This is a genomic window from Bartonella sp. TT121SHDZB, assembly GCF_042193415.1.
Classification (GTDB): domain Bacteria; phylum Pseudomonadota; class Alphaproteobacteria; order Rhizobiales; family Rhizobiaceae; genus Bartonella.
The window spans coordinates 81,904-105,292 of the sequence record NZ_JBHILR010000002.1; the positions used below are offsets into that span (position 1 = coordinate 81,904).

Below are 23,389 nucleotides of genomic sequence, written 5' to 3' on the forward strand. Positions count from 1 at the left end.
CTACATAGGTGCAAGATTTCTTTTCTCTGTATGCTCATTCGATAAATCACGTAACTGAATCATCATTTTTTTAACACGTGATTGTCCTGAAAAATTTTCAGGCATTGTATCAAGAAAGCTTTGTAAAAATTGCACTGCCTGCGCAGTTTTTCCTGCTTGATGCAATGCATCGGCCAACAACAAACGTGGATAAAAATCTGTTGGGGCTAAATCTGCTGCTTTTTGAAAGGCATTTTGCGCTTCTTGCGTTATCACCCCCCCTTCATAACCAACCAATGCTAAACCGTATCCTACAAGCCTTGGAGCTGTTTCTCCATTCAAACGAAGTGCATCTAAATAAGTATTCACAGCTTCTTGAAAAAGGCTTTCTTCGAGATACCCTACCGCTAACGCATCTGCTAGCTTGCCATCGTGAGGTGCACGGAAAAAAAGCACTTGTAAACGAATAAGCTTTTCTTGCTTACTGAGAGTTTTAAGATCCTTATCCATTAATTCGCTAAAAAAATAACTTTTCACTTCTGGATTGCCTGTCAGCCCATAAATACTCCATGTCATAAGGATAACAAACAAGATACTTAAAGCCTTAAGAATATTTCTTTTTTTATAATTCATATAAAGCTTGTTAAACTCAATCGTACGCTTATGGCTTCTATAACCATCTACGGTTTCAACTTTCCATTCTTTCTTTATCTCATCGTCAAAACGTAGTGAAAGAAAAAGAATACTTGCCAGAAAAGTCAGAAAAAATGCTGCAAAAATGAGTAAGAGCATATCGTTTTTTTCCAATACGAACAGAGAATAACTCGCTTACATTTTATCCTCTTCATAAGAAGAGTGATGTGAATTAATAAAAATTCATTTTTTCATGGAGAATATTATAAATATCTATCATATATATCAATTAAGCAAAGAAACTAAAAATAATGTTTCCCTACTCTTTATGTATTGTCTAAAATACTGCTTTATAAAATTTATAGACATTTCTTGCTTAAGAAGAAAATATGTTATTCTCCCATCTTAGGTAACAAAACTTTTGCATACAATCCACCCAAATCAGAACGGGATAAAAAGAGATTGCCACCATATTCACTGACCATATCTGAAACAATTGCTAACCCTAAGCCTGATCCTAGTTTACTCTCATTAAACCGCCGCCCTCTTTTTAATGCTTCATCAATTTTGTCTTCTGTTAAACCAGGACCATCATCTTCTACAAAGATACTAAAATATTCTGTTTCTTCAGCATTTTCTTCTAAACAACAAGAGATCAAAACCTTTGCGCGAGACCACTGAGTAGCATTTTCAATTAAATTCCCTATAATTTCTTCTAAATCTTCCTTCTCTCCAGAAAAAACAATATCATCAACATCCATAATAAATTGAATTTGTTTTTCAGGATTAAGCTTTTTCATAACCCGCACCAAGCGTTCAAGCACACTGCGAACAGACGTATGATAGACAACACTATCGCATTGTGCTGCAATCCGCGCACGCTGAAGATAATGATTGATTTGAGCTTGCATTATTTGCGTTTGCTCTCTCAACAAACTAGCCTTTTCTCCGCGCATCTTATCTGTCTCATTCATAATCACGGATAGAGGCGTCTTCAATGAATGCGCGAGATTACCAACCTGTGTGCGAAATCGCTCAATAATACGCTGATTATTATTAATGAGAGCATTCATCTCTTGTACAAGCGGCATCACTTCGCTTACTAAATCCGTATTCACATAATGAACTCTTCCTTCGCGAATATCATTCAATGCACGTCGAATAAGCTTCAACGGTTGAAAACTAAAGAAAATAATAGCAATATTAATAAGAACGCTCCCGATACCGAAACTCCAAAGAAAAATTTGTAAAGTTCGCTTAAATTCCTTTACCTGGGCATGAGCTTCATCGATATTCCCAACAAGCCGAAAACGTGCAATATGATTTTTATTATCAAGAACAACATCACTCTCAATCACTTGTAGCTTTTGACCATTGTTCCCCGTTATCCGATAAGAGCGAAAGAATTTATTGTCAAAAGGTATATCAACATCACTTGGTGTAAATATCTCGCCTGTTCCCAATGAGGGAGATGTCAATCTTCCTTTTAAATTATGGGATATTGCAACAACTTCCCAATACCATCCTGTTGTTGGATCAGAATAACGAATATCATCAATCCCAACCCCTCCTCTTAAAGTACCTTCCGATGACACCGTTACTGTTGCAATAAGACTGTAGAGTTGAGCAGAAAGGATACGCTCTAGGCTTTGTTCAGTCGAACGCTTATAAAATAAAATACTTACTGCAGAAATCGATAAAAGAGAAATAACAACCCATAATGTTGATAAGATTATAACACGTAAACTGAGAGATCGAGTAATGACAAAAAAGAACCTCCTATACCAATTATTCTCTTCAAAAACATTCATTAATCACCTCGCGTTCTCACGCGATATCCCATTCCTCGAATAGTTTCAATCAAATCCACTCCAAGCTTTTTCCGTAACCGACCTACAAAGACTTCCACTGTATTCGAGTCCTTATCAAAATCCTGATCATAAAGATGTTCAGTAAGCTCTGTTCTTGAAATGACCCTGTCACAATGATGCATGAGATACGAAAGCAGTCTGAATTCATAAGATGTTAGTTTAATCAATTGACCATCCACAAAAACACGAGACGTCTTTGTATCCAACAAAACATTTCCGCAACATAATGCACTCGTCGCATGTCCCGTAGTGCGACGAATTAATGCTCGCAAGCGCGCCATCACTTCCTCCAAATGAAATGGCTTCACAACATAATCGTCAGCCCCAGCATCAATACCGTGCACCTTATCAGACCAACGGTCTCGCGCTGTTAGCATTAAAACAGGCATGGAGAGCCCTTCTTGACGCCACTTTTCAACAACACGAATACCATCAATCTGTGGCAAACCTATATCAAGTATCACCGCGTCGTAAGACTCTGTGCTCCCTAAAAAATAAGCCTCTTCACCATCGAAAGCACTATCGGAAACATATCCTGCACGTCTTACAGCTTCTGCTAATTGATGGTGAAGATTCCGATCATCTTCAACGATTAAGATACGCATCACAACACCATCTGCCAAAAACTAATCAGCAGGAACAAAAAACTCAACACGACGTAATTTTTCACCATTACGGGCTGGTACAACAACCACAATTGCACACATGTCCTTTCCATCCTGAACAACCGGTTTTGAACGGACGAGAACCCCGCTCTCTTGCGCGGCAGCCTTCTTACCTACTTCAGCACACCCAGAAGCTAGAACAGAATCTGCTTCTAAAAAAGCGGCTATTATTACGAACAAGAATTTTTTTTTCATCATAAATATTTCAATAACCCATCTCTTCTCTTCCATGATAAAGGATAAAAGAAATAATGGTTTTTTTGGGTCGATTAAAAAATCACAAATGGAAACAATTTATCCTCTATCTTACAGAAGAACATATTAACATTACTCCAAATTTTTAAAAAATCAAAAAAATATTTTTAATAATGATAATAAAATTTATTCAATAAAATAATAAAATCTTAATATACTATCTTACAAAAAATGAATAATTCTAAAACAAATTCTTTCTCTGTTAGCACTATAGAAAAAAAATACTTCTACTCCATATAATTATTATAGATTTGTTTGGTTGTATTGCTTTGCCATAGGCTCTCTTTAAATGTTTGATTTTTTTAAAAAAAAGAAAGGGCAACACCGTAAGCCATTTCATAGTCCTGCTCTCATTGAATTAGACGCACGATTAGACACAGCGCTTTATCACATCCGTTCTGCTAACAGTTTTTTCTGGAAAAAGGCAAAAATCGTCTCACAAAATTTTCATCTTCAAGGATGGAAACGTTTTATCGTTGAAGTTCTCGATGAAATACTGACATTAGGGTTGATGGGATTTACTCTTTTCACTATTTTGGGTATTTCTGTTTTTGAACTGACCAAAACAGATTGGGCTTTTCCTAAAAACTTTTCCATTCTTTTTCTCGATCGCTATGGAAATCCAATTGGGCACCGCGGTGCAATGCCGGCAATCTCTGTCCCCGTTGAAGAAATGCCAGACACTGTTATTAAAGCGGTTCTCGCCACAGAAGACCGTCATTTTTTCAATCATTGGGGCATTGATTTTCAGGGGCTTACACGGGCAATTTCACAAAACATGCAAGCTAAAAGTGTGGTTCAAGGTGGTTCAACTCTCACACAACAATTGGCTAAAAATTTATTCTTAACAAATGAGAGAACGATAACACGTAAAATTAAAGAAGCTTATCTTGCTCTTTGGCTAGAAGCAAATTTTAGCAAAAAACAGATTTTACAACTTTACCTTGACCGAGCCTATATGGGAGGAAACAATTTTGGTATTGCCGCAGCGGCAAAATTTTATTTTGGAAAAGATATCCGTCATGTCTCTTTAAGTGAATCTGCTATGTTAGCAGGACTCTTTAAAGCTCCAACAAAATATGCTCCTCATAGTCATCTCTTTGCAGCTCAAACACGTGCCAATGTTGTCCTGTCTAATCTTGTTAATAGTGGCTTTATGACGAAGAGCCAGATTATCAATGCGCATCGCCACCCTGCTAGGGCGCTTCCCCACATAGAAAATAATCAGGCTAATTATTTTCTTGATTGGGCATTCGAGGAAGTCAAAAAAATGCGTAATCAACTTCTAAGTCATAATTTAATTATTCAAACAACCCTTGATCCGAATATTCAAAAAGCAGCAGAAGAATCTATTGCTTATCATTTACATCAATATGGTCAACAATATCGTGTAACACAAGCTGCCACCGTTATACTCGATAATAATGGTGCCGTATGTGCAATTGTTGGAGGACTAGATTATAAAAAGAGTCAATTTAACAGAGCAACACAAGGCGGTCGACAACCTGGTTCTTCATTCAAACCTTATGTTTACGCAGCCGCAATGGAACATGGACTGTCACCCTCAACAATCGTTCTAGATGCTCCAATCAATTGGGGAGGTTGGACACCCAAAAATAATTCTGGTCGTTATTTGGGAAAAATTGATTTAGCAACAGCTTTAGCTTTTTCTATCAATACAGTCCCTGTGTATCTCACCTACCAATATCTTAATCGCAATACCCAACCCATCATAGATCTCATCAAAAATATGGGGATTAACGCGCATATTTTATCACACAAAACGATGGTTCTTGGCACTTCCAACATGACTCCCATGGATCAAGCTACAGGTTTTAATGTCTTTGCCAATGGAGGAATAGCGGGTAATCGTCATGGGTTTACGCAAATCAGAACAATTGATGGTCGTGTCGTGTGGGATTTCGAACATAACGGAAAAAAACTACACCGAGTTCTGAGTGAACAATCAGCTGCTTATATGAACCAAATGATGGTGGGTGTCACGACACGAGGATCTGGTAAGCGTGCTGCTCTGCCCATGACTCTCGTCGCTGGGAAAACTGGAACATCACAATCTTATCGTGATGCTTGGTTTGTTGGCTTTACAGGCAATTATACGGGAGCGGTATGGATGGGAAATGATAACTTTTCACCGATGAATCGTGCTTTTGGGGGGGGCGTTCCTGCCATGATATGGCATAGCATCATGCTTGCTGCACATCAAAATATCATGCTCAAACAGCTCTATGGTGTTAAAGATTCTCTCCTTCCTTATCAGCCCCCAGTACTTTCTTCCCATGCAGATTCTGAAGTTCCTCCTCCCATACCCTCTACGCTTTCTCCTGAAACATTAAATATCGTGCGATTGATTAACAAAGATCTAAAAAAACCATCTGCAATTTTTTTGAAAATGAAAACAACTGGAGATTCAACATTTTGAATTCAAGACATTCACTGATGTTTTTTAATATCACCATTTTCTTTTTTATCTTCGCTTTTTCCATTTTATGTGGAACACTGAGTGTCAATTATGTGCTCAATTCCTTTCATCATTTTGGACTCTTTAGAATTGGAAAATGGAGTGCTTATCCACAGGTGGGAACCGCTAATATGGATCCTTATACCCGCGCCCACACCGCTAAACGAGGCATTGTTTCACTCGGACGAACTGAAGGTATTCAATTCCAGATTTGGCAAGATAACCAAGGGCGTCCACTTCATCCTCACTGTCATTATTTGCTCAAAGGCACCATCCCTGAAACCCGTCTTTTTACCCTTTATACAGCTGACAAATCTCTTAAACCCTATACTTCATCCAAAGAAATACCTTTTGAACTCCATACAAACGCTATTACTTATGAGCATGATGGCTCATTGCACATCAATATTTCACCCACACCGCAAACCGGCAATTGGCTTGCAACAGTTAGTCAAAAAGAATTCGGGCTTATTCTTACTTTATACGATACCCCAATCATCTCAGCAACGGCATTACAAACGCTTACAATGCCATCAATAGAACAAATTCCATCAGGACAAATAAATTGTGACTAGATTTATTTATATCGCACTTCTTGCAATCATTGGCGCTATTATTGTTCATATTTGCGTTCTCTTTCTGATCCCCTATTGGGCACAAGATAATATATGGACAGCACTTAAAAAATCCGGAGCCCCTTATCAATTTGTTGCTTTTACTCCCGATAATCCTATTCAACAATCTGCTGATCCCCTCTTTCTTCTTAAAGTCTGCAGATTTAACCTTGAAAATGGACCTGTTCATTTAAAAGCTTTGAAAACACGACAATTTTGGTCACTAGCAGCCTACACACACAACGGAATTATTTTCTATAGCCTTAATGACCGAACAGCCCCTGATAATACACTCGATCTTATCATTGGAAAACCAATACAAATCATAGAACTCAAAAAATCAAAACCTAAAAAAAATGCCAATTCAGTTTTAGTTGCTAAAAATTTGAATGAAGGTTTTATCATTTTACGTATTTTTGCCCCTTCTTTACTAACAAAAAAAGAAAGTGAAGCTTTTCTTTCATCTGCGACCTGCCGCATATTTTATGAATAAAAACGGACTAACCTCTCATTTGTACAATACCTTCCTTTCTATACAAAATACATGAAACCTATCAAAATGGTTATCTTTTTTCTCTATTAATTGAATATTCGAATTCAGATTTGTCTGATTGTAGATCCCTCAATTTTTTATTGAGGTAGAATGAAATCTCTATTGCACATCATCATATCCTACTTGAGACGCATTATCTGACAGAAAAGACTCCCCGCAATCAGAAGAGAAAAATCAAGAGTAAAGTTCTAAAAAAAAATATGCTGCTAACAACCGTAAAACTTGTTATTTGAGTTTACTTCTTTTTATTTACAAACATTCCCATAAAGTTCGCATCAACAACATGATAAACTATAGAAGAAATACTGATTACCTTCAATGAAGTGCTAAAATAACCACTGGAAACTTATAAGACATTACGCATCCTTGACCTCAAAAATAAGTGCTTTATTTTTCTCTTATGAGCAGAAGCTTTTTGTAAGATAGCACTCTGAAAAAACTTGGCTTATAGTTTACAATTGAGGGGAAAAACTTCATGAAGAAGAGATATGTTCGGTTCGTTTCAAGAGCAGCAGTATGGTCCCCTCGATTTGGTGGATTGTCGTTCTTTATTTTATTATTTTCAGTCATTTTACAACGTTTTTCCGTTATTAACGTAACCGATTTCATAATTTTGATAGGTATCTCTACTGGCTGTGTAATTATTTCTCTTTTTCTGGCTATTAAAGCACTTCATAGTTTGTGGGTCTATGGTGCTCTAGGGGGAATGAAAGCTTTAAAAGGGATCATTTATTCACTCATAACAGCCACACCATTGATGCTCTTTTTTGAACTTTGGTTTACCTTACCGGCTCTTTACGATATCTCTACCGACACACAAAGCCCGCCAGCTTTTTTTCGCACAATACGTCCTAGCGATGCTTTACCGCTCAAAAGTGTTTTGACTGAACAAGCAACATTACAGATGTCACAATGGCCAGAAATATCGGGGCGCCGTTATGATGGTTCACCTAAACGTATTCGCGAATCTGTTCTCAATGTTTTAGCAGCCTATGATTGGCCTGTTGTAGCGCAACGAGAATTCAAAGGCGAAGAAAATGAAATTTATATTGAAACGAGAGCTAAAACTTTTTACCTTGGTTTTATTTCAGACATTGTGATACGCTTAACCAATGAAGGGAATACAACTTTTGTTGATATGCGCTCTGCTTCTCGTTATTTGCCAAGAGATTTGGGAACCAATGCTGTTTTTATTATCGATTTTATGGATGCGCTTGATACAGAAATCTCGTCACTTCCTCTTTCTCAAGATGATGAGTAGAAACTTGTACTTACTTCCAACAGAAAAATCCCTACCAACCTGTCATTTGTTCCCACTATTATTACTTATTACTGAAAGTACTTTTACTCTTTCAAGACAAAGCTTTTAAACGAAAATATCTCAATCCTAAATTATTTCATAACAAAAATATTGTTTTGTCTTTCATTTGATGTTTTTCTTTAAAAGATTTTAATTATTAATATAATATGCATTAAACAATAAAAATGATTTATTTTATTAAATAAGTAAATTTATAATATTTGACAAACAATAACAAATTAACTAATAGGTAAGTATTGTAATTAAAATTTTAATTATTTATTTTTCTTACTTCTAAGCGGGGAGAACATGCGGAGCTTTTAAGGAAGGAACAGCTATGTCTAAAAAATCTTTACTCTCCTGTACAACTGTTGCAGCAATTATGCTTTTTGGCAAAAGTCTCAACGTACATGCTGAATATCTTGAAGTTGATAAAGGAGAAGTAAAAAACGTATCAAACAAGACTTATGAATATATTCAAACAACAAATGGTGGAAAAGTCATCGGTAAAAATTTAACACTGACCGGAGGTCATCCAATAAACAACAATTTGGATGCTGTAGTCCTTAGAACCAAATCTTCAATTGAGTTATGGGATACAACCATTAAAAGTGCAAACAATACTCAGTTGCATAGTGGTGTTGAAATATGGCATGGTAGTACATTTAAGATGATAGGAGGTGTTATTGCAGCCGATTATGGCGTTATATCAGACACTGATAACAGTGGCACAACGATATTGGAAAACGTGAAATTATCAAGCGGTAAAGATGGCTTTCTTATGGAGAAAGGAATAAATGCTGATAATGGAAGCACTGTTACTTTAAAAAATGTAACCGTCACAAAAGCAAAACGCGGCATCTATGCAGATAACAAATCTCAAGTAATGGTTTCTAGTGGATCTTTTGAGGCAAAACAAGATGCAATCGATGCCCAAAGCGGTAGTACCATTACTTTGGACAATGAGGCTAAAATCACATCATCTGAGGGTGATGGCCTCCATGCAAGTGGTGAGCAATCAAAAATTTTTATGACAGGGGGAACTGTTACCGGTAGCAATAGTGTATTATATACAAAAGCTGGTGGATATATTAATGTTAAAGACGTTGCTCTCACAGCAAATGGAAAAGGAACAAAATTCGGCGCTTTTGCAAGAGGTTCCAGCACCATTGAATTGAATGGAAACACAACAATTAAAAATGCTACGATCGGTGTTAAAGCCCAAAGTAATAATGCGACAATCAAGATGACAGGAGGATCTATTGAGGTCACAGGAGACGAAGCAGTAGGGGCATTATTCCTTGAAACCACAAGCAAAGAAAACACGCTGAAAGATGTGAAAATATCAAGCGGTAAAGATGGCTTTCTTATGGAGAAAGGAGTAAGTGCTGACAAAGGAAGCACGGTTTCTTTAAATAATGTAACCGTTAAGAATGCAGAAAAGGCTCTCTTGGCTAATGATAATTCCCAAATAACAGTAACGGGCGGAGGTTCCTTTGGTGGAGAAGTACAAACTCTGCAAGGTAGCACAATTACTTTAAATGATAATGTCACAGTAATATCTAAAAATGACGGCCTCCATGTAGATGGTGAAGAAGCCAAAATCACAATGACGGGAGGGAGTGTAAGTGCAAAAGGAGCAGCATTTGTCGTAAAAGATGGCGGACATATTGATGTCACAGATATTTCTGCAAAAGCACAGCGCAATGGGATACGCTTTGACAACTCAAAAAACGATCAAACTTCAGAAATAAACCTGACCAATACAAACCTTCTCATCGAAGATGGAACGGGTATTGTTGCCAACAATTCATCAAATGGTAAACTCAACCTCAAAGATTCAGAAATCAGAGCCGATAGGTTATTCGTAGGGATAATCCATGATACACCAAAACCTAATCAAATCTTTTCACTCTCCGCAGACCGTTCTGTCTTACAAGGTGGTGTAAGAAATGACGAAAATGGACAAACAAGCTTTGATCTCAAAAACAATACAACATGGTTTGTGAACACCAGCACAAAAGAAAAAGATGATGCGGGCAAGTTACTTGATATCACTCAAAGATCACGTTCTGATGTTTCTGCACTCAACCTCAATGACAGCAAAATTGTTTTTGAAAAGCCAGTAGAAAACCATTATCACACATTACATATCGGTTCTGGTAAAAAAGATACTCCAGAGATCTATAACGCTTCTGGAAACGCAGAAATCCACTTTAACATGGCATGGAGCGATGGGGTTGCTGTAGATGATCAGAAAACCGATCGCGTTCTCATTCATGGCGATGCATCAGGTACAACAACAGTTTATATCAAGAGTGATGTAGGGGATAAAAACAGTGTAGAAAATGCTGCGGCCCCCTCGAATACAGGCGGTATTTCCCTTATCCAAGTCTCTGGAAAAGCGATGGAAAACTCCTTCAAATTAGCCAATGGTTATATCACAAGAGATGGTTTGCCTTATAAATACACACTAACTGCTTATGGACCAGAATCGAGCCATGGCACAGCCAATATTGAGCAAAACCTCTTTGATGAAAAAAATGAAAACTTCTGGGATTTTCGCTTGCATAAAGCATTTCTTGACTCCGGTAGCGGTAGCGGTTCCGGTGGCTCTGTCCCTGGTCCACATGTGGAAGCTGTCGTACCGCAAGTGGCAAGCTATATCGTGATGCCTAACGCTCTCTTCTACGCTGGTTTTACCGACATTACTAAGCAAAGCAAATTGTTAGCTGATATCCGTACAACACAAAATTATTCTTTCTTCTTTTCATCCTATGGTAGCACTGCTACCTTAACCTCTGAGCGTGGTCCCTTCAAATATGGCTATGGCGCTGATATTCGCTATGCTGCCGTACAAGCAGGTGGTGCATTAGCTGCAATGGAAAGCCAAAATGTCACCATGCATTTTGGACTTATGGGAACCTATGGGAAACTCTCTTTCACACCTAAGGATATGGAGGGTGCAGACAAAAGCACACTCAATAAATGGGCGGTTACAGCTTATGGCAGTATACAACACAACAATGGCTTATATGTCGATGTCCTAGCTTCCTATGGCATGATCGATGGAAATATCACTACGGCTGACATCAAGAATGCCGCAAACTTGAAGGGTGCCAAAACCTTGAGCGCTTCGGTTACCATTGGAAAAGAATTTGCTACAGGAATGGCAGGGATAAAGTTTGAGCCACAAGCACAAATTGTTTATCAACAATTGTCGTTTGATACCATAAAAGATGCTGATAATCTAGAAATTGATATGAAAAATCCTTCCCAATGGTTGGTTCGGATTGGCGGACGTTTAACTAAAACTGTTTCTGCCGAAAGCGATCATCTCTTTTCTTTTTATGGAAAAGTGAACTTTCTTAAAACCTTTAGTAATGATGGAAAAATACAGATTGGTAAGGAATTTGACCTTGATCCTGTCGGAACTGCCATTGAAGTCGGTTTGGGCATCAATGCACAACTCTCCCACAATATCGCACTTCATGCTGATGTTAGTTACCAACAAAAGCTGCAAAAAACGGGTATAACAGGAGTGAGCTTTTCTGGTGGAATACGTTATCAGTTCTAAGAAAATGCTGTAAAGTGAGCGTTATTTTCCCATTTGCTTGCATAAAAAAGGCTGGACAACTCTATACTGTGTGGCCTTTTTGATTTGCACAAACCTACTGTGGAATACCGGTTATTCTTTTCTTTATAACATACCTACAACACTTCTTGCTGAAAGCAATCCTTTGGATAAAGATTTTGTGACCAAAGGACTTGCCTATCTGCCAGTTCCTCCTTCTGGCAATCAGACTGCAAGAATAGAAGGAGAAATACTCATTAGCGCTGCCCTTCAATCTCTCCAAGATAAATTAAGAGCGCTAAAAGCACAAGCGGACCGTGTCGAGCGCAGCGGTGCAACACAACATGCGCAATTAGATAGGTTGGAAGATGATCGTCAATTAAGCCAAGGAAAATTAAAAGCTGCAAAAAGCCTGATGGAAACAAAAGTCATTAGCCAAGCGGTTTATTTAGAGCATTTACATGACTTTAAAAATGTCGAGCATGAAATTTTAACCAATCAAAGACGTTTGGAAGAAAATGCCGCCGAAATAAACACCCTCCGCCAACAACGGCAAAGTCTCATTTCCGATGAAATCGCCCGCTATCGCCAACTTTCGCCTGAAACAGAACTGAATCTTCAAGGATTAAAAGCAAAGCTTGATAGAGCACTCAATACCATCTTGACCACTTATCACTTTATGCACCTGTTGATGGACGTATCGATGATTTAAGTATCCATACTTTGGGCGGCTTTGTAGAGGCTGGTAAAACGCTCATGCGCATTGTCCCTGGTACGGGCGGTCTCATTATTGAAGCATTTTTTGACAATCGAGATATTGTTTTTTTAGAAAAGGGCCAACGTGCTTACATCAAGTTTTCTGCCTTTCCGCCTAAACGTTTCGGTTTTATCCACGGTACAGTCTGTTAATGTAGGCGCTACAGCGCGCTATAATAAAGAAATTAATGGTGTCTACGCTGTTTTAATCAAAATTGACCAAGATCACATCACTTTGTAACAAACAACTTAAATTTATCCCTGGCATGACTGTGACAACAGATGTCATTACCTCAAAACGGCGTCTCATTTCTTATTTCGCTGAACCTATCACCAAAATTTTAGAACAATCTCTAAAGGAAAGATAAAGATTAATGTGTGTGCATGAAAATCCTTCATCATCATTCATAGATCCTTTTACGGCTTTTGGTGCCATGGTTGTTTTAATGCTTACATCTCCCTTATACCGCCGCTGGCGAATTTGGGATATTGAACGCAACATAGGACCCGCCTTACAGACTAGGCAATATAAACTCTATAAAAATGAACGTGGAGAATTTTGTGCCTTTATCACTTGGCTTTTTAGATGAAAAAAATCATCAATCTATGTTTTAAAAGGGAGAATTTTTACCCGATGTCAATTGGCAGAATGAAAATACGTATGGTTTATTGATTGTGTAGCACCTTATGGCCATACTGCTCATATTGTACGCGATATGCAACGAAATATATTTCCTAATCAACATTATTGCTATGCTGTACGACGTAATGAAGATGGTGGAATACGAAAAATTGCACGCTGGTGTTGCTATAGAGCACAAAATCCAGCCAAATAGTTTTCTAAAGCAAGTGTGCATAAATCATTTAAACCCCACTCTTATAAAGAAAAATCCCTAAAATAACTATTTTGGCTATGTTATAGTAAGAGCCACTCCGCTACAGACGCGTATTTCCCCTCTGACCAATCCGATACGAATTGCTAAAGATAATTAAGAGGTTTAATCCACTCTCAAGTTTATAATTGATTCATTTCACTAAAGGCTGGCTGGGGTACCTGGATTCGAACCAGGGAATGCCGGTACCAAAAACCGGTGCCTTACCGCTTGGCTATACCCCAAAAAACATGCTTTACAATTACTTTTGTACCTTATAGCGATTCCTGTGATTGGACGCAATATCTGAAAATCAAAGATCTCACTTTTTATCATAAAGATTCTAAGTCTTGTATGGTATCACATCAATACAAATTTGCAGCAAAAACTAATATACAGCTGCACCTTTAACACAACAACCATTTATCCACCAATTATTATACCCTTTTATTAACTTTCTAAGAGCATAAAATGAGAATCTTGTCGTTTACTCATGTATTGAATAAATCAGCATATGCCTTTTTCTTGATATACCCAAATCTCATCTTGCTCAATCAAAACAATTGCTCTGATAATGCACAATAAACATAATAAGCTTTCTATAGAAAATTCTATTTTTAATCAATATGTATAAACCTTCAGGTGTAATAAAATTTACAAAATGTTTTTTTAATCTGTGCAAAAATCAGCAATATCCACATAAGATAAATATTGACTTATAATAAAAATTAATCAGTTTGCATTTCTGAGTGACAACCTCAAATATCGTAAGATTTTTTCATTTCAAATTCTTTTATATTGAACCAATCAAAGTCATTCTCTCGTTTGTCACAAGCAGAAGTATGGATAAAAAACGATAAAAGATTAAAGAGTAAAATACTCTTATAAACCATCTCAAAACAAAAGCTGTGATAACATTGAGGACCGGTAAAATATATGATGATGCCGGTGCGCCCTTTCATAAATGTAAAGATGATAATCTCCAATGTTTTTACGTTATATTATTCATGGGGAGCGCTATAAAATGAAATCAAGCACATTGAGAAATGTCTCTTAAAAAATAACATTTAATATTCTGTTGCAAACACCATGGATACACCATATCAATAAATTGGAAAAATTTTACAAAAATTAAAAACAATTTGTCTCGTATTTGAAAAAATATTTTAAGGTACAAGAACAAGAAATGATAGCTATCTCCGTTTACTTTTCATTCAAAAGCTAATGATATTTTTTACCCATTCAGAGATGTAAAATTTTTTTGAAGCAATATTTATATAGATTAGTGCCCTTTTTTTATTGATGAGCATACATTGCCTAAAAGCTCCTTTACAAAGAGAGACATTAAATTAATTAATACAAATACGCATTCAACATTTGCTTTTAGGTGATGCAAATGGCAAATTAGGCGCTTAAAATTAGAATCGAGGAGATTTTTAAATGGCTTTTGAATTGGCTGAATTGCCTTATGATTACGATGCTCTTTCGCCCTATATGTCACGCGAAACGCTTGAATATCATCATGATAAGCATCACCTCGCTTATCTTAATAATACCAACAACTTGGTGAAAGATTTAGGCTTGGAAAATGAAAGCCTTGAAGAGATTGTTAAAAAAAGTTTTGGAACAAATATTGGTTTGTTTAATAATGCAGCGCAATACTACAATCATAATCATTTTTGGCATTGGATGAAAAATGGTGGTGGTGGTAAAAAGATGCCTGAAAAACTAGCAAAAGCTATTGAATCTGATCTAGGTGGCTATGACAAATTCCGTGCTGATTTTATTGCTACTGCTGGTGCCCAATTTGGCTCTGGGTGGGCGTGGGTTGTGGTTAAAGATGGCAAGCTTGAAATTATGAAAACACCTAATGGTGAAAATCCTTTGATTCATGATGCAAAAGCTATTCTAGGCGTTGATGTGTGGGAACATTCCTATTATATTGACTACCGCAACGCTCGCCCGAAATATCTCGAAGCTTTCGTGGATAATTTGATTAATTGGGATTATGTTTTGAAACTTTATGAAGATTGTGGATTGTAAGCTGTCTCTATAATTTTTTAGTCTATAAAAGTCCCTATAATCCAGTGCATTATAGGGCTTTTAATGCAGAGATATTATAGATTAACAACAGTTTTTCTTGCTATCTTTAGAATATATGCATAGATATAGGCAACTTCTTCTAGCTTTGAAAAACGTCCAGCTGCACCTGCATGCCCTGAATCCATATTAATGCGTAATAAAATTGCGTTATCATCTGTTTTAAATTCACGCAATTTAGCTACCCATTTTGCAGGCTCCCAGTAAGTTACACGAGGATCAGTTAATCCTGCTATCACAAGCATAGGGGGATATTTTTGCGCTTTGACATTATCATAGGGAGAATAAGAAGCTATAAGTTTATAATCTTCTTGTGATTCAAGAGGATTGCCCCATTCTGGCCATTCAGGAGGTGTTAGTGGTAAGGAGGCATCTAACATCGTTGTTAAAACATCAACAAAAGGCACATTGGCTACGATTCCAGCAAAATCCTGTGGAGCTATATTGGCAATAACACCCATCAACATTCCTCCTGCCGAACCACCATGCGCAATAAGCCGATCATGAGCCGTAAATTTATTGTTTACAAGATAGCGCCCACAAGCAATAAAATCGGTAAATGTGTTATATTTAAAAAGATGTTTTCCTTTTTCATACCATTCAACGCCCTTTTCTTTTCCCCCACGAATATGAGCAATGGCATAAATAAAACCTCTGTTTACCAGAGAGAGTACATTGCTATTGAAACTGGCAGGTATAGAGATACCATAAGCACCGTAACCGTAAAGTAGACAAGGTGCACGACCATTCAAAGGAGTAGTTCTATGATAAAAAAGTGAGATGGGAATTTTCTCACCATCGTCTGCAATGGCCATAACACGTCGCGTTATATACTCATCTTTATTATGGCCAGAGGGAATTATTTGCATCTTTAACAATATTCGTTTGCGTCTTTTCATCTCATAATCGAATACTTGATCAGGCGTTGTCATAGATGAATACGAAAAGCGAATGGACTGACTGTTATATTCTGCTGCACCTTGCAGACCTAAAGAATAAGCCTCCTCATCAAAAGCAATAGAATGGATTTGTTTCGTCGTACGCTCCATAATTTTTATACGAGGAAGCCCCTCAAAACGTTCGAGCCAGATCAGAAAATCTTGATACGCATCATGAGATAGTATCAAACATCCAAGCTGATGTGGAACAAACTCTGACCAATTTTCTGATTGCGGCGCCGCATATGGCGCAACCATAATTTTAAAATCCTTTGCATTATCTAAATTGGTAAGAATATAAAAGACATCACCACCTTCTGTAAGTGAATATTCAATACCTTTTTGCCGTTTGCGTACACATTGAGGAACGCTAAGAGGCGCTTTAGCAGGAATTAACCAAATCTCTGAGGTTTCATGATCATGAATATTAATATAAATAACATCATGAAGCTTAGAGCCGCTTACATCTAAGAAAAAACCTGGATTATCTTCACGAAAAATAAGCTTATCTTGCGATTGATCAGTGTTTAAGCGATGATAATAGAGCTCTGAAGGTCGATGATTGTCATCCACTTTTGTATAGAAAAAACCTTCAGATTGAGCATCCCACATAATCTGTCCGGATGTGTCAGTAATAATGTCCATACAATCAGATAATGTTTCTAAATTACGAATTTTAGCTGTATAGAATTCTGATCCTTTATCATCATAGGTCCATACTACATATCTATGATCAGGAGATTCTTGAACTGAACCAAAGTTGAAATATTCTTTACCTTCAGCCAAAAGATCACCATTAAGATAAACATGTTTTTCTCCACCATTTCTTGGCATACGAAAATAATGTGGTTGTTGCCCCCCGGTAACATAAGAAAAACCGTAAGCAAAAGATCCATTTTTTATAGGAACGGAACTATCATTCTCTTGGATCCTGTTTTTCATTTCAGTAAAAAGCAAATCTCGTAATGGCTTTGTATCAGCCATTTGAGCCGCTTGATAAGCATTTTCTTTTTCGAGATGATGTCGAATATTTGAGTCAAGACAGTTAGGATTTTTAAAAACATCTTGCCAGTTAGACGCACGTAGCCAATGATACGAATCATCTCGAAAAATACCATGATATATTTCCTTATGAGAGATTCTAGATGCTTTGGGAGGAATTGTAAAAGTGCAAGTCATACACAATCCTATATTAAAATATGTTAATAGTTTCGTTTATATGTTAAAATCATAATTATTGATGCAAGTGTAAAAATCTATAAGTTTTACTCACTTGAAAAAATAGCGCTATCATAATTTTTACAATTAATATCCTTCTATTCATTACATGTTACAGCTATTGTTTTTTAGGGATATCATACCACTTGTATAATAGAAGTGATTGATAAAACAATTAAGTTACGAGAAAAGGATTGTTGTTTTTTGAAACAGTATAAATGAATACTTTTAGAGAAAAAATAACTATATATAAAAATTTTATCATTATATCATGAAAAATTAAAATATTATATATCATTTTAATAAAGCGTTATTATTATAAATATGATATCTTATAATATAGATTTTTTTTGTTACTGATATTTAATAACTATAAAATTATAAAAAATAAATTTAAAGTTTATTAAAAAATATTATTAAATTATAAGTATTCAAAATAAAAATAATAAATCTATATTTTTTGTTTTTATACTTAATATTTTTATTTTTAGGTTATCAAAAAAATAATAAATTTTATCCTATATTTTTTTATATTTGTGATATATTGTATATTATGCAGGATATGTTATAGAATAAAACTATCTTTTAATATGTAAAAGTTTTGTTTTTCTTATTGTATATTATGACAAAAAAGAGGTATTTATTTGATTTTTTTGTGTTTTGGCAATTTTATAGAATAATTTAATTGACAAAAAAGATTTTTGTACAATATGAAACCCATGTGCATGAGATCTTTATATCATGAGTATATGCACTATATCTTGATTTTGAATTACTCGATTTTAATTAAAGGAAACAAGAATGGAACATCGTCCAGTCTTAGAGACTGAAAGCAATTTAGTTATTACATTGGTTGCTGATATTGTTGCTGCCTACGTGAGTAATAATTCTATTCGACCGACTGAAGTGCCAAGTTTGATTGCTGATGTCCATGCTGCTTTTCGTAGAGCAGGAAATCTAGAGTTAACAGACGTCGAAGTCGAAAAACAAAAGCCTGCCGTTAATCCAAAGCGTTCAGTATTTCCTGATTATCTCATTTGCCTTGAGGATGGAAAGAAATTTAAATCTTTAAAGCGGCATCTCATGACGCATTATGGAATGTTGCCAGAAGAATATCGTGAAAAATGGCAGTTAGACAGTTCGTATCCTATGGTAGCGCCTAATTATGCAAAAACACGATCAGCTTTAGCCAAAGAAATGGGTCTTGGACACAAAAGCAAACGGAAAAAAAACAAATAATCTTACTTTGCAAAAAAATGGTCTTGTGAGTAAAGTTGTTTTTTGTATACGTATCTTCAAGCTTTTGTATGTATAGCCCTTTCTAAAAGGAATTATATATAACTTTCGTTACGAATCCGTTTGATCATTGATTTCAGACCATTTGATCGTTGTGGTGTAAGATTTTCATTTAAACCAAGTTTTTCAAAGAGCTTTTGAGCATCAGAATTGCGAATTTCAGAAGCCTTTTTTCCTGAATAAAAAGCAAGAAGAATATAAATGAGTCCACGCACAATATGGGCATCGGAATCACCTTGAAACGTTAATATTGGATCTTCTGAATTATTACGTGAAGATAAAAGCCACACTTGGCTAACACAACCACGAACTTTGTGGGCATCATTTCGAGCACTTTCCGGAAAAGGCGGTAGTTCATGGCCAAGCTCAATTACATACCGATAACGATCTTCCCAATTATCTAAAAGCGAAAAGTTTTCTATAATATTATCGATTGTTTCCGCCATCATCTTAATCCTGTTTCGTTTTAATCATCATGTTAAATACACTTATTTGATAGATAAATATTTATTTTCCTAACATAAATAACATGAAGAACGTTAAAAATTCTTATTTCAAGATAACATTGTATGGTTTTGTAAAAACTCTTGTATTTCCATTTTACGAGAAACATTAAGGGAAGATCTTTGTATTATTTTTGTTGCCTAATATGTGCCCCAAATATTCATAAGCAGCTCTTGCACCGTAATATGCGCGCTCGCCAAGTGAACTTAAAAAGGATTTTCCTACTTTGCAGATTTCTATATTACGGCCACAAAATGTCCCTAAATCATGTAAAGCTTCCTTAAAAGCAATAATCACATCACTCGTTGTTGTTTCATTATTTTTGGGGCTAGAAGAATGGTTGTTTCTTGGATCTGCTACAAAAAATGAAATAATGACAAAAATAAAAAATAAAAGAAATGATAATTTGATTAAAAAACGTATCATGGACAATCAATGTACGGCAGTGGTAAATACAATAAAAGAAGCATTTTATACACTGTTGCTTTATAAACAATTTATAAAATGTGTTTTTTATAAAATTGAGTATTCATGTATTGGATCTGTATAATTGGCTTTTTTATAAATATGACACAATTCCTCTGTATAAAATAGTATACATTGTCTATTCAGTAAAAAATTAATATCAAAATTATACACTTACAGGCTGATCATGTTAATGAACATACTATGGTAAAAAATGAGAGATATGATCATGTTGTATACATACTTATTTTAAATAACAATTCACCACCTTAGCTTAGTTGAAAAAGCTAAAAAGAGTAAAATTCTGTTATTCTGACTCTAGTAGTGATAAAATATTTATATTATATAAAATTTTTACTAGCACATCATCAACATGATCAATATGTCGATCAAAACATCAAACAATTGTTTCATCTCTTATAACTCCATCTCAAGGCAAGTTTTTCTATAACACTGTAAATCAATTTAATTGATATAAAAGTAGCTACACTAAAATATAATAACCTTAAGAGACCAGTATTCTCACCAAACCGTTTACAGAAAAGTAACCCTATATATGTAAATTGTAAAGAATATAATGACTCTTATCTTTTTAACGTTATAGAAAAATAATCTCTAACTTGTTTTTAAATGATAGGCAAACATTTGCGCCAAAAATGAAGAATAACGTGATATTATTATTGAGATGATTATATGTGATAATGCAGTTTGCAAACACTAAAATGATCTTGAACGTTAATCATTTGATGTTCTCTTTATACATATTAAAGATTTGTAAAATCTGAAATTAATAAAAATTGATAAGAGCTCTTGTTGATTGATCAACTTATACATTGATAGAATGAAGATGCTTATTCTAGGAGTTTGAAAGGAAAAAACAATAATGTAAATGCATTTCTCTCTAGCGAAAAGTAAGAACTAATTTGCATTCGTTTCTTTGTGAAACATAAACGCAACTGAAAATAAAAATGATGACAACAAAACGAAAGACGACCCGAAAAAAAACTGTAAAACACCGTAAATACTCTAGTAGTATCGTTATCACACTTTTTCTTATAATTTTTCGTTTCATTTTTTGGAGTATCAAAAATATTTATTTCTATACACAAAAAAATACTTTATTTTTTGTTGGATCTATTCTTTTTACTATTAGTTTTTTATTTGTTTCATTTAATGCTTTATTTTCGCAAATGACAACACATCAAGGTATTTTCACTCAAATGAAGTTTTCTTCCGCTCAAAGTATAGGGAAGAGCTCTACTTTATCCAAAAAAGAAGCAAGATCACAAGAACTCTCTCGTGTAACTTCTGTACATTCTCAAAGTTATAACCACACAAATTCACCTTTACCCTCTCAATCAGCAAGCATGCTGGAAAAGCAAAAAGAATTAGCAAAATTAGGACTTTATGATGGACCATTAGATGGACTAGAAGGACCTAAAATACGCCGTGCGATCACTCTATGGAAACAACAAGCTGCTCAGAAAATGCAAAATAATGTTTTACCCAATTCTACAACAGATGAAATTGCGCTATTAATTAAGCAGAGCGAAATAGAAATGGAAAATAAAACAAAAAGAAATATAACACACTCAAAAGAAGCTGTTTTAGAGCCTTCTGTTGAAGATATTATACGGGTACAAAAAGCTTTACATATCTTTGGTCATGAGGAGGTTATTGTCACAGGAATAGAAGATCAAAAGACGATAGAAGCTTTAAAACAGTTTCAACAAATGTTTGACCTTCCTGTAACTGGTAAAATTAATCACACAATTTTAATAAAAATGCGTGAAATTGGTCTATTAAATTGAAGATAATCATTAATATTATCAAAAAATTTCTTAATTTATAATGATAATTTGCTTGTTGAATGCCCTCTCCCGAATACGAAAATATTCCTTCATCTCAAGCTCTCTTATATTAAATTAATCAGAGCTGTCTTCTTGCACATTACATATTGAGCCATACAATTTATAGCAAAGGGATCGTGACCTCTAGCAGAAAAAAGAAACCATTGCGAGAAAGCAAACGCACTTATTTTAAAATTTCCAATGCTTTAGATAATAAGGACACGCGAAATTCTGTTGTAGAATCACGCCTTCTTTTCATATTCTCGAGCAAGGATAGCCCAAATATCCTCATCAATCTGATCTTCACATATATAATACAAAGAATTTGTGCGAACACCTGTAAGGATAAGCAAAAGCAAAACCAAATGTATCATTTTTATCGTTTTACTGAGTGTCTAGACAAAAAGCGGGAAAATCTTTCCAATCCATTGCTAATCTATTTTGCATTTTATGAAGTTTTTTGCCTGAGAAAGCGCGTGCTTTTGTTGTCGCCTGTAAATCAACATAAAAACCTAACGCTGCAGTATGTTTGAAACAAATATTAAGGTGGTTCAGTACTTTTTCTGCTGTTGCAGCTTTTGGTATACCAGATGGAGCAAAGGTATTGCGTATCTCTGTTTGCCTAATCTCTGAAACGAAGAGGCTGTCTAATTTGGGGAAAATATGAAGTTTTAAAAGTAGAAACCACTTCTCACCTTTACCATTTCCTCTTAATTCTGCTTTACGGCTTTCAAAAGCATCTAAAGCAATGTCTTTTAGATAATGGAGATGACGCGTATTGCTTCCGCTTTTGTTTCTCACGTTCTTTAATGAAGTCACATCCTCTCATGTAAAACAGAACGCCCCAAACAAAATATACTTGAGTTGCACATTCACGTGCTTTCTTTAAAGAAACATCTCTCAAGGCATCCAAACCTATTTCACAATGATGTGCGTGAATGGTATAATGATAAGCTTACTGTGCACTACCATCTTGATGCTTATGAAGGAGCAAGCTGGGACCATCACACACTTTGCCTCTAATGTTGTGCTAGCTCTTGGCACTTGAGACGGTTCATTATAGGCATTATTTAAGCCTTTTCTTTAATGTTTTTCCCCCATACGCTAATATTACTTATGTGAAAACAAATGAATTTGACTGATTCAACATGGAATAAATTTGAAATGAGAGAATCTTATGATATTCAGACTCTCATTCAAGATAAGAATTTAAACTTATCATTATAAATCAATATGTTGCATAATTATGATATTCCTTCATAAGTGTAAAGATGGTAGCGCACAGTGAATTTTATAAATTTACGGAGCATTTTACATAATTCCATTACACAAATACCGACGTGAAATGGGTTTTGCACTGAAAAATGTTTCTTCAAAACAGCGCATAAATGTGCAAAACAAATGTATTTGTTTGGGGTGTTCTGTTTTTCGTGAGAAATCCATACCCCTATTAAAAAAACGCGTGAA

16 protein-coding genes, 1 tRNA gene and 3 pseudogenes are annotated in these 23,389 nt (G+C 35.5%); 11 read left to right on the top strand and 9 right to left on the bottom strand.

The window, feature by feature from the left end; translation table 11 throughout:
• From ACFIKI_RS01705 to ACFIKI_RS01720, 4 genes are all read right to left on the bottom strand, one after another.
• Positions 1 to 771, bottom strand: a complete 771-nt coding sequence (locus ACFIKI_RS01705; RefSeq protein ID WP_375665386.1) for a tetratricopeptide repeat protein — start codon at positions 769 to 771, stop codon at positions 1 to 3.
• A gap of 233 nt (positions 772 to 1,004) precedes the next feature.
• Entirely contained in the window at positions 1,005 to 2,423 is a 1,419-nt protein-coding gene (locus ACFIKI_RS01710; RefSeq protein ID WP_375665387.1) for an ATP-binding protein, read from the bottom strand.
• Positions 2,423 to 3,088, bottom strand: coding sequence for a response regulator transcription factor (locus tag ACFIKI_RS01715; RefSeq protein ID WP_375665532.1), 666 nt, complete (start codon positions 3,086 to 3,088; stop codon positions 2,423 to 2,425). The genes ACFIKI_RS01710 and ACFIKI_RS01715 overlap by 1 nt, the downstream gene beginning before the upstream one ends.
• Before the next feature lie 21 nt (positions 3,089 to 3,109).
• Entirely contained in the window at positions 3,110 to 3,346 is a 237-nt protein-coding gene (locus ACFIKI_RS01720) for a hypothetical protein (RefSeq protein WP_375622279.1), read from the bottom strand.
• A gap of 346 nt (positions 3,347 to 3,692) precedes the next feature.
• Here ACFIKI_RS01720 and ACFIKI_RS01725 point away from each other — a divergent pair, with 346 nt between their 5' ends.
• The 8 genes and pseudogenes from ACFIKI_RS01725 (at position 3,693) to ACFIKI_RS01760 (ending at position 13,515) form a co-directional block, all read left to right on the top strand.
• Positions 3,693 to 5,843 carry a transglycosylase domain-containing protein gene (locus ACFIKI_RS01725; protein ID WP_375665388.1) on the top strand — a complete coding sequence of 717 codons (2,151 nt, stop codon included), beginning with the start codon at positions 3,693 to 3,695 and terminating at the stop codon, positions 5,841 to 5,843.
• A gap of 17 nt (positions 5,844 to 5,860) precedes the next feature.
• Positions 5,861 to 6,457 (top strand): DUF1214 domain-containing protein, encoded by a 597-nt coding sequence (locus tag ACFIKI_RS01730; protein WP_375665389.1) that lies wholly within the window; start codon positions 5,861 to 5,863, stop codon positions 6,455 to 6,457.
• A complete protein-coding gene (locus tag ACFIKI_RS01735) occupies positions 6,450 to 6,989 on the top strand; it encodes a hypothetical protein (protein ID WP_375665390.1) in 540 nt (179 codons plus the stop codon). Before ACFIKI_RS01730 ends, ACFIKI_RS01735 begins: the two co-directional genes overlap by 8 nt.
• 535 nt (positions 6,990 to 7,524) lie before the next feature.
• On the top strand, positions 7,525 to 8,310 hold the full coding sequence (locus ACFIKI_RS01740) for a DUF1499 domain-containing protein (RefSeq protein ID WP_375665391.1): 786 nt from the start codon (positions 7,525 to 7,527) through the stop codon (positions 8,308 to 8,310).
• Positions 8,311 to 8,686: 376 nt separating this feature from the next.
• The gene (locus tag ACFIKI_RS01745; RefSeq protein WP_375665392.1) at positions 8,687 to 11,926 is read left to right on the top strand and encodes an autotransporter outer membrane beta-barrel domain-containing protein; all 3,240 of its coding nucleotides are present in this window, start codon (positions 8,687 to 8,689) and stop codon (positions 11,924 to 11,926) included.
• A 79-nt stretch (positions 11,927 to 12,005) separates the two neighbouring features.
• The gene (locus ACFIKI_RS01750) at positions 12,006 to 12,635 is read left to right on the top strand and encodes a hypothetical protein (RefSeq protein WP_375665394.1); all 630 of its coding nucleotides are present in this window, start codon (positions 12,006 to 12,008) and stop codon (positions 12,633 to 12,635) included.
• Positions 12,636 to 12,646: 11 nt separating this feature from the next.
• Entirely contained in the window at positions 12,647 to 12,832 is a 186-nt protein-coding gene (locus tag ACFIKI_RS01755; protein ID WP_375665395.1) for an HlyD family efflux transporter periplasmic adaptor subunit, read from the top strand.
• Between the two features lie 281 nt (positions 12,833 to 13,113).
• A pseudogene (locus tag ACFIKI_RS01760) lies at positions 13,114 to 13,515 on the top strand (toxin-activating lysine-acyltransferase).
• Between the two features lie 206 nt (positions 13,516 to 13,721).
• Here the strand turns inward: ACFIKI_RS01760 and ACFIKI_RS01765 are convergent.
• Positions 13,722 to 13,796: transfer RNA gene (locus tag ACFIKI_RS01765), tRNA-Gln, on the bottom strand.
• A gap of 1,195 nt (positions 13,797 to 14,991) precedes the next feature.
• Here ACFIKI_RS01765 and ACFIKI_RS01770 point away from each other — a divergent pair.
• Entirely contained in the window at positions 14,992 to 15,594 is a 603-nt protein-coding gene (locus tag ACFIKI_RS01770) for a superoxide dismutase (RefSeq protein ID WP_375665396.1), read from the top strand.
• Positions 15,595 to 15,675: 81 nt separating this feature from the next.
• Here ACFIKI_RS01770 and ACFIKI_RS01775 read toward each other — a convergent pair.
• Positions 15,676 to 17,768, bottom strand: a pseudogene (locus ACFIKI_RS01775) (S9 family peptidase).
• Between the two features lie 840 nt (positions 17,769 to 18,608).
• On the opposite strand from ACFIKI_RS01775, the gene ACFIKI_RS01780 reads away from it, so the two are divergent.
• A complete protein-coding gene (locus ACFIKI_RS01780; protein WP_375665397.1) occupies positions 18,609 to 19,046 on the top strand; it encodes a MucR family transcriptional regulator in 438 nt (145 codons plus the stop codon).
• A gap of 92 nt (positions 19,047 to 19,138) precedes the next feature.
• On the opposite strand, the gene ACFIKI_RS01785 is transcribed toward ACFIKI_RS01780, so the two are convergent.
• A complete protein-coding gene (locus ACFIKI_RS01785; protein WP_375665533.1) occupies positions 19,139 to 19,549 on the bottom strand; it encodes a SufE family protein in 411 nt (136 codons plus the stop codon).
• Positions 19,550 to 19,715: 166 nt separating this feature from the next.
• A complete protein-coding gene (locus ACFIKI_RS01790; protein WP_375665398.1) occupies positions 19,716 to 20,033 on the bottom strand; it encodes a DUF5330 domain-containing protein in 318 nt (105 codons plus the stop codon).
• 1,010 nt (positions 20,034 to 21,043) lie between these two features.
• On the opposite strand from ACFIKI_RS01790, the gene ACFIKI_RS01795 reads away from it, so the two are divergent.
• Positions 21,044 to 21,883 (top strand): peptidoglycan-binding domain-containing protein, encoded by an 840-nt coding sequence (locus tag ACFIKI_RS01795; RefSeq protein WP_375665534.1) that lies wholly within the window; start codon positions 21,044 to 21,046, stop codon positions 21,881 to 21,883.
• Between the two features lie 140 nt (positions 21,884 to 22,023).
• On the opposite strand, the pseudogene ACFIKI_RS01800 reads toward ACFIKI_RS01795, so the two are convergent.
• Positions 22,024 to 22,989 (bottom strand): annotated as a pseudogene (locus tag ACFIKI_RS01800) (integrase); the annotation flags it as partial.
• Positions 22,990 to 23,389: the final 400 nt, after the last annotated feature.

Excerpts from the sequence above, each read along its gene's own strand:
- ACFIKI_RS01705 (WP_375665386.1), bottom strand. The coding sequence starts at position 771 with ATGCTCTTACTCATTTTTGCAGCATTTTTTCTGACTTTTCTGGCAAGT.
- ACFIKI_RS01715 (WP_375665532.1), bottom strand. The coding sequence starts at position 3,088 with ATGCGTATCTTAATCGTTGAAGATGATCGGAATCTTCACCATCAATTA.
- ACFIKI_RS01795 (WP_375665534.1), top strand. The coding sequence starts at position 21,044 with ATGACAACAAAACGAAAGACGACCCGAAAAAAAACTGTAAAACACCGT.
- ACFIKI_RS01710 (WP_375665387.1), bottom strand. The coding sequence starts at position 2,423 with ATGAATGTTTTTGAAGAGAATAATTGGTATAGGAGGTTCTTTTTTGTC.
- ACFIKI_RS01725 (WP_375665388.1), top strand. The coding sequence starts at position 3,693 with ATGTTTGATTTTTTTAAAAAAAAGAAAGGGCAACACCGTAAGCCATTT.
- ACFIKI_RS01740 (WP_375665391.1), top strand. The coding sequence starts at position 7,525 with ATGAAGAAGAGATATGTTCGGTTCGTTTCAAGAGCAGCAGTATGGTCC.
- ACFIKI_RS01790 (WP_375665398.1), bottom strand. The coding sequence starts at position 20,033 with ATGATACGTTTTTTAATCAAATTATCATTTCTTTTATTTTTTATTTTT.
- ACFIKI_RS01720 (WP_375622279.1), bottom strand. The coding sequence starts at position 3,346 with ATGATGAAAAAAAAATTCTTGTTCGTAATAATAGCCGCTTTTTTAGAA.
- ACFIKI_RS01770 (WP_375665396.1), top strand. The coding sequence starts at position 14,992 with ATGGCTTTTGAATTGGCTGAATTGCCTTATGATTACGATGCTCTTTCG.
- ACFIKI_RS01745 (WP_375665392.1), top strand. The coding sequence starts at position 8,687 with ATGTCTAAAAAATCTTTACTCTCCTGTACAACTGTTGCAGCAATTATG.
- ACFIKI_RS01785 (WP_375665533.1), bottom strand. The coding sequence starts at position 19,549 with ATGGCGGAAACAATCGATAATATTATAGAAAACTTTTCGCTTTTAGAT.
- ACFIKI_RS01780 (WP_375665397.1), top strand. The coding sequence starts at position 18,609 with ATGGAACATCGTCCAGTCTTAGAGACTGAAAGCAATTTAGTTATTACA.
- ACFIKI_RS01730 (WP_375665389.1), top strand. The coding sequence starts at position 5,861 with ATGTTTTTTAATATCACCATTTTCTTTTTTATCTTCGCTTTTTCCATT.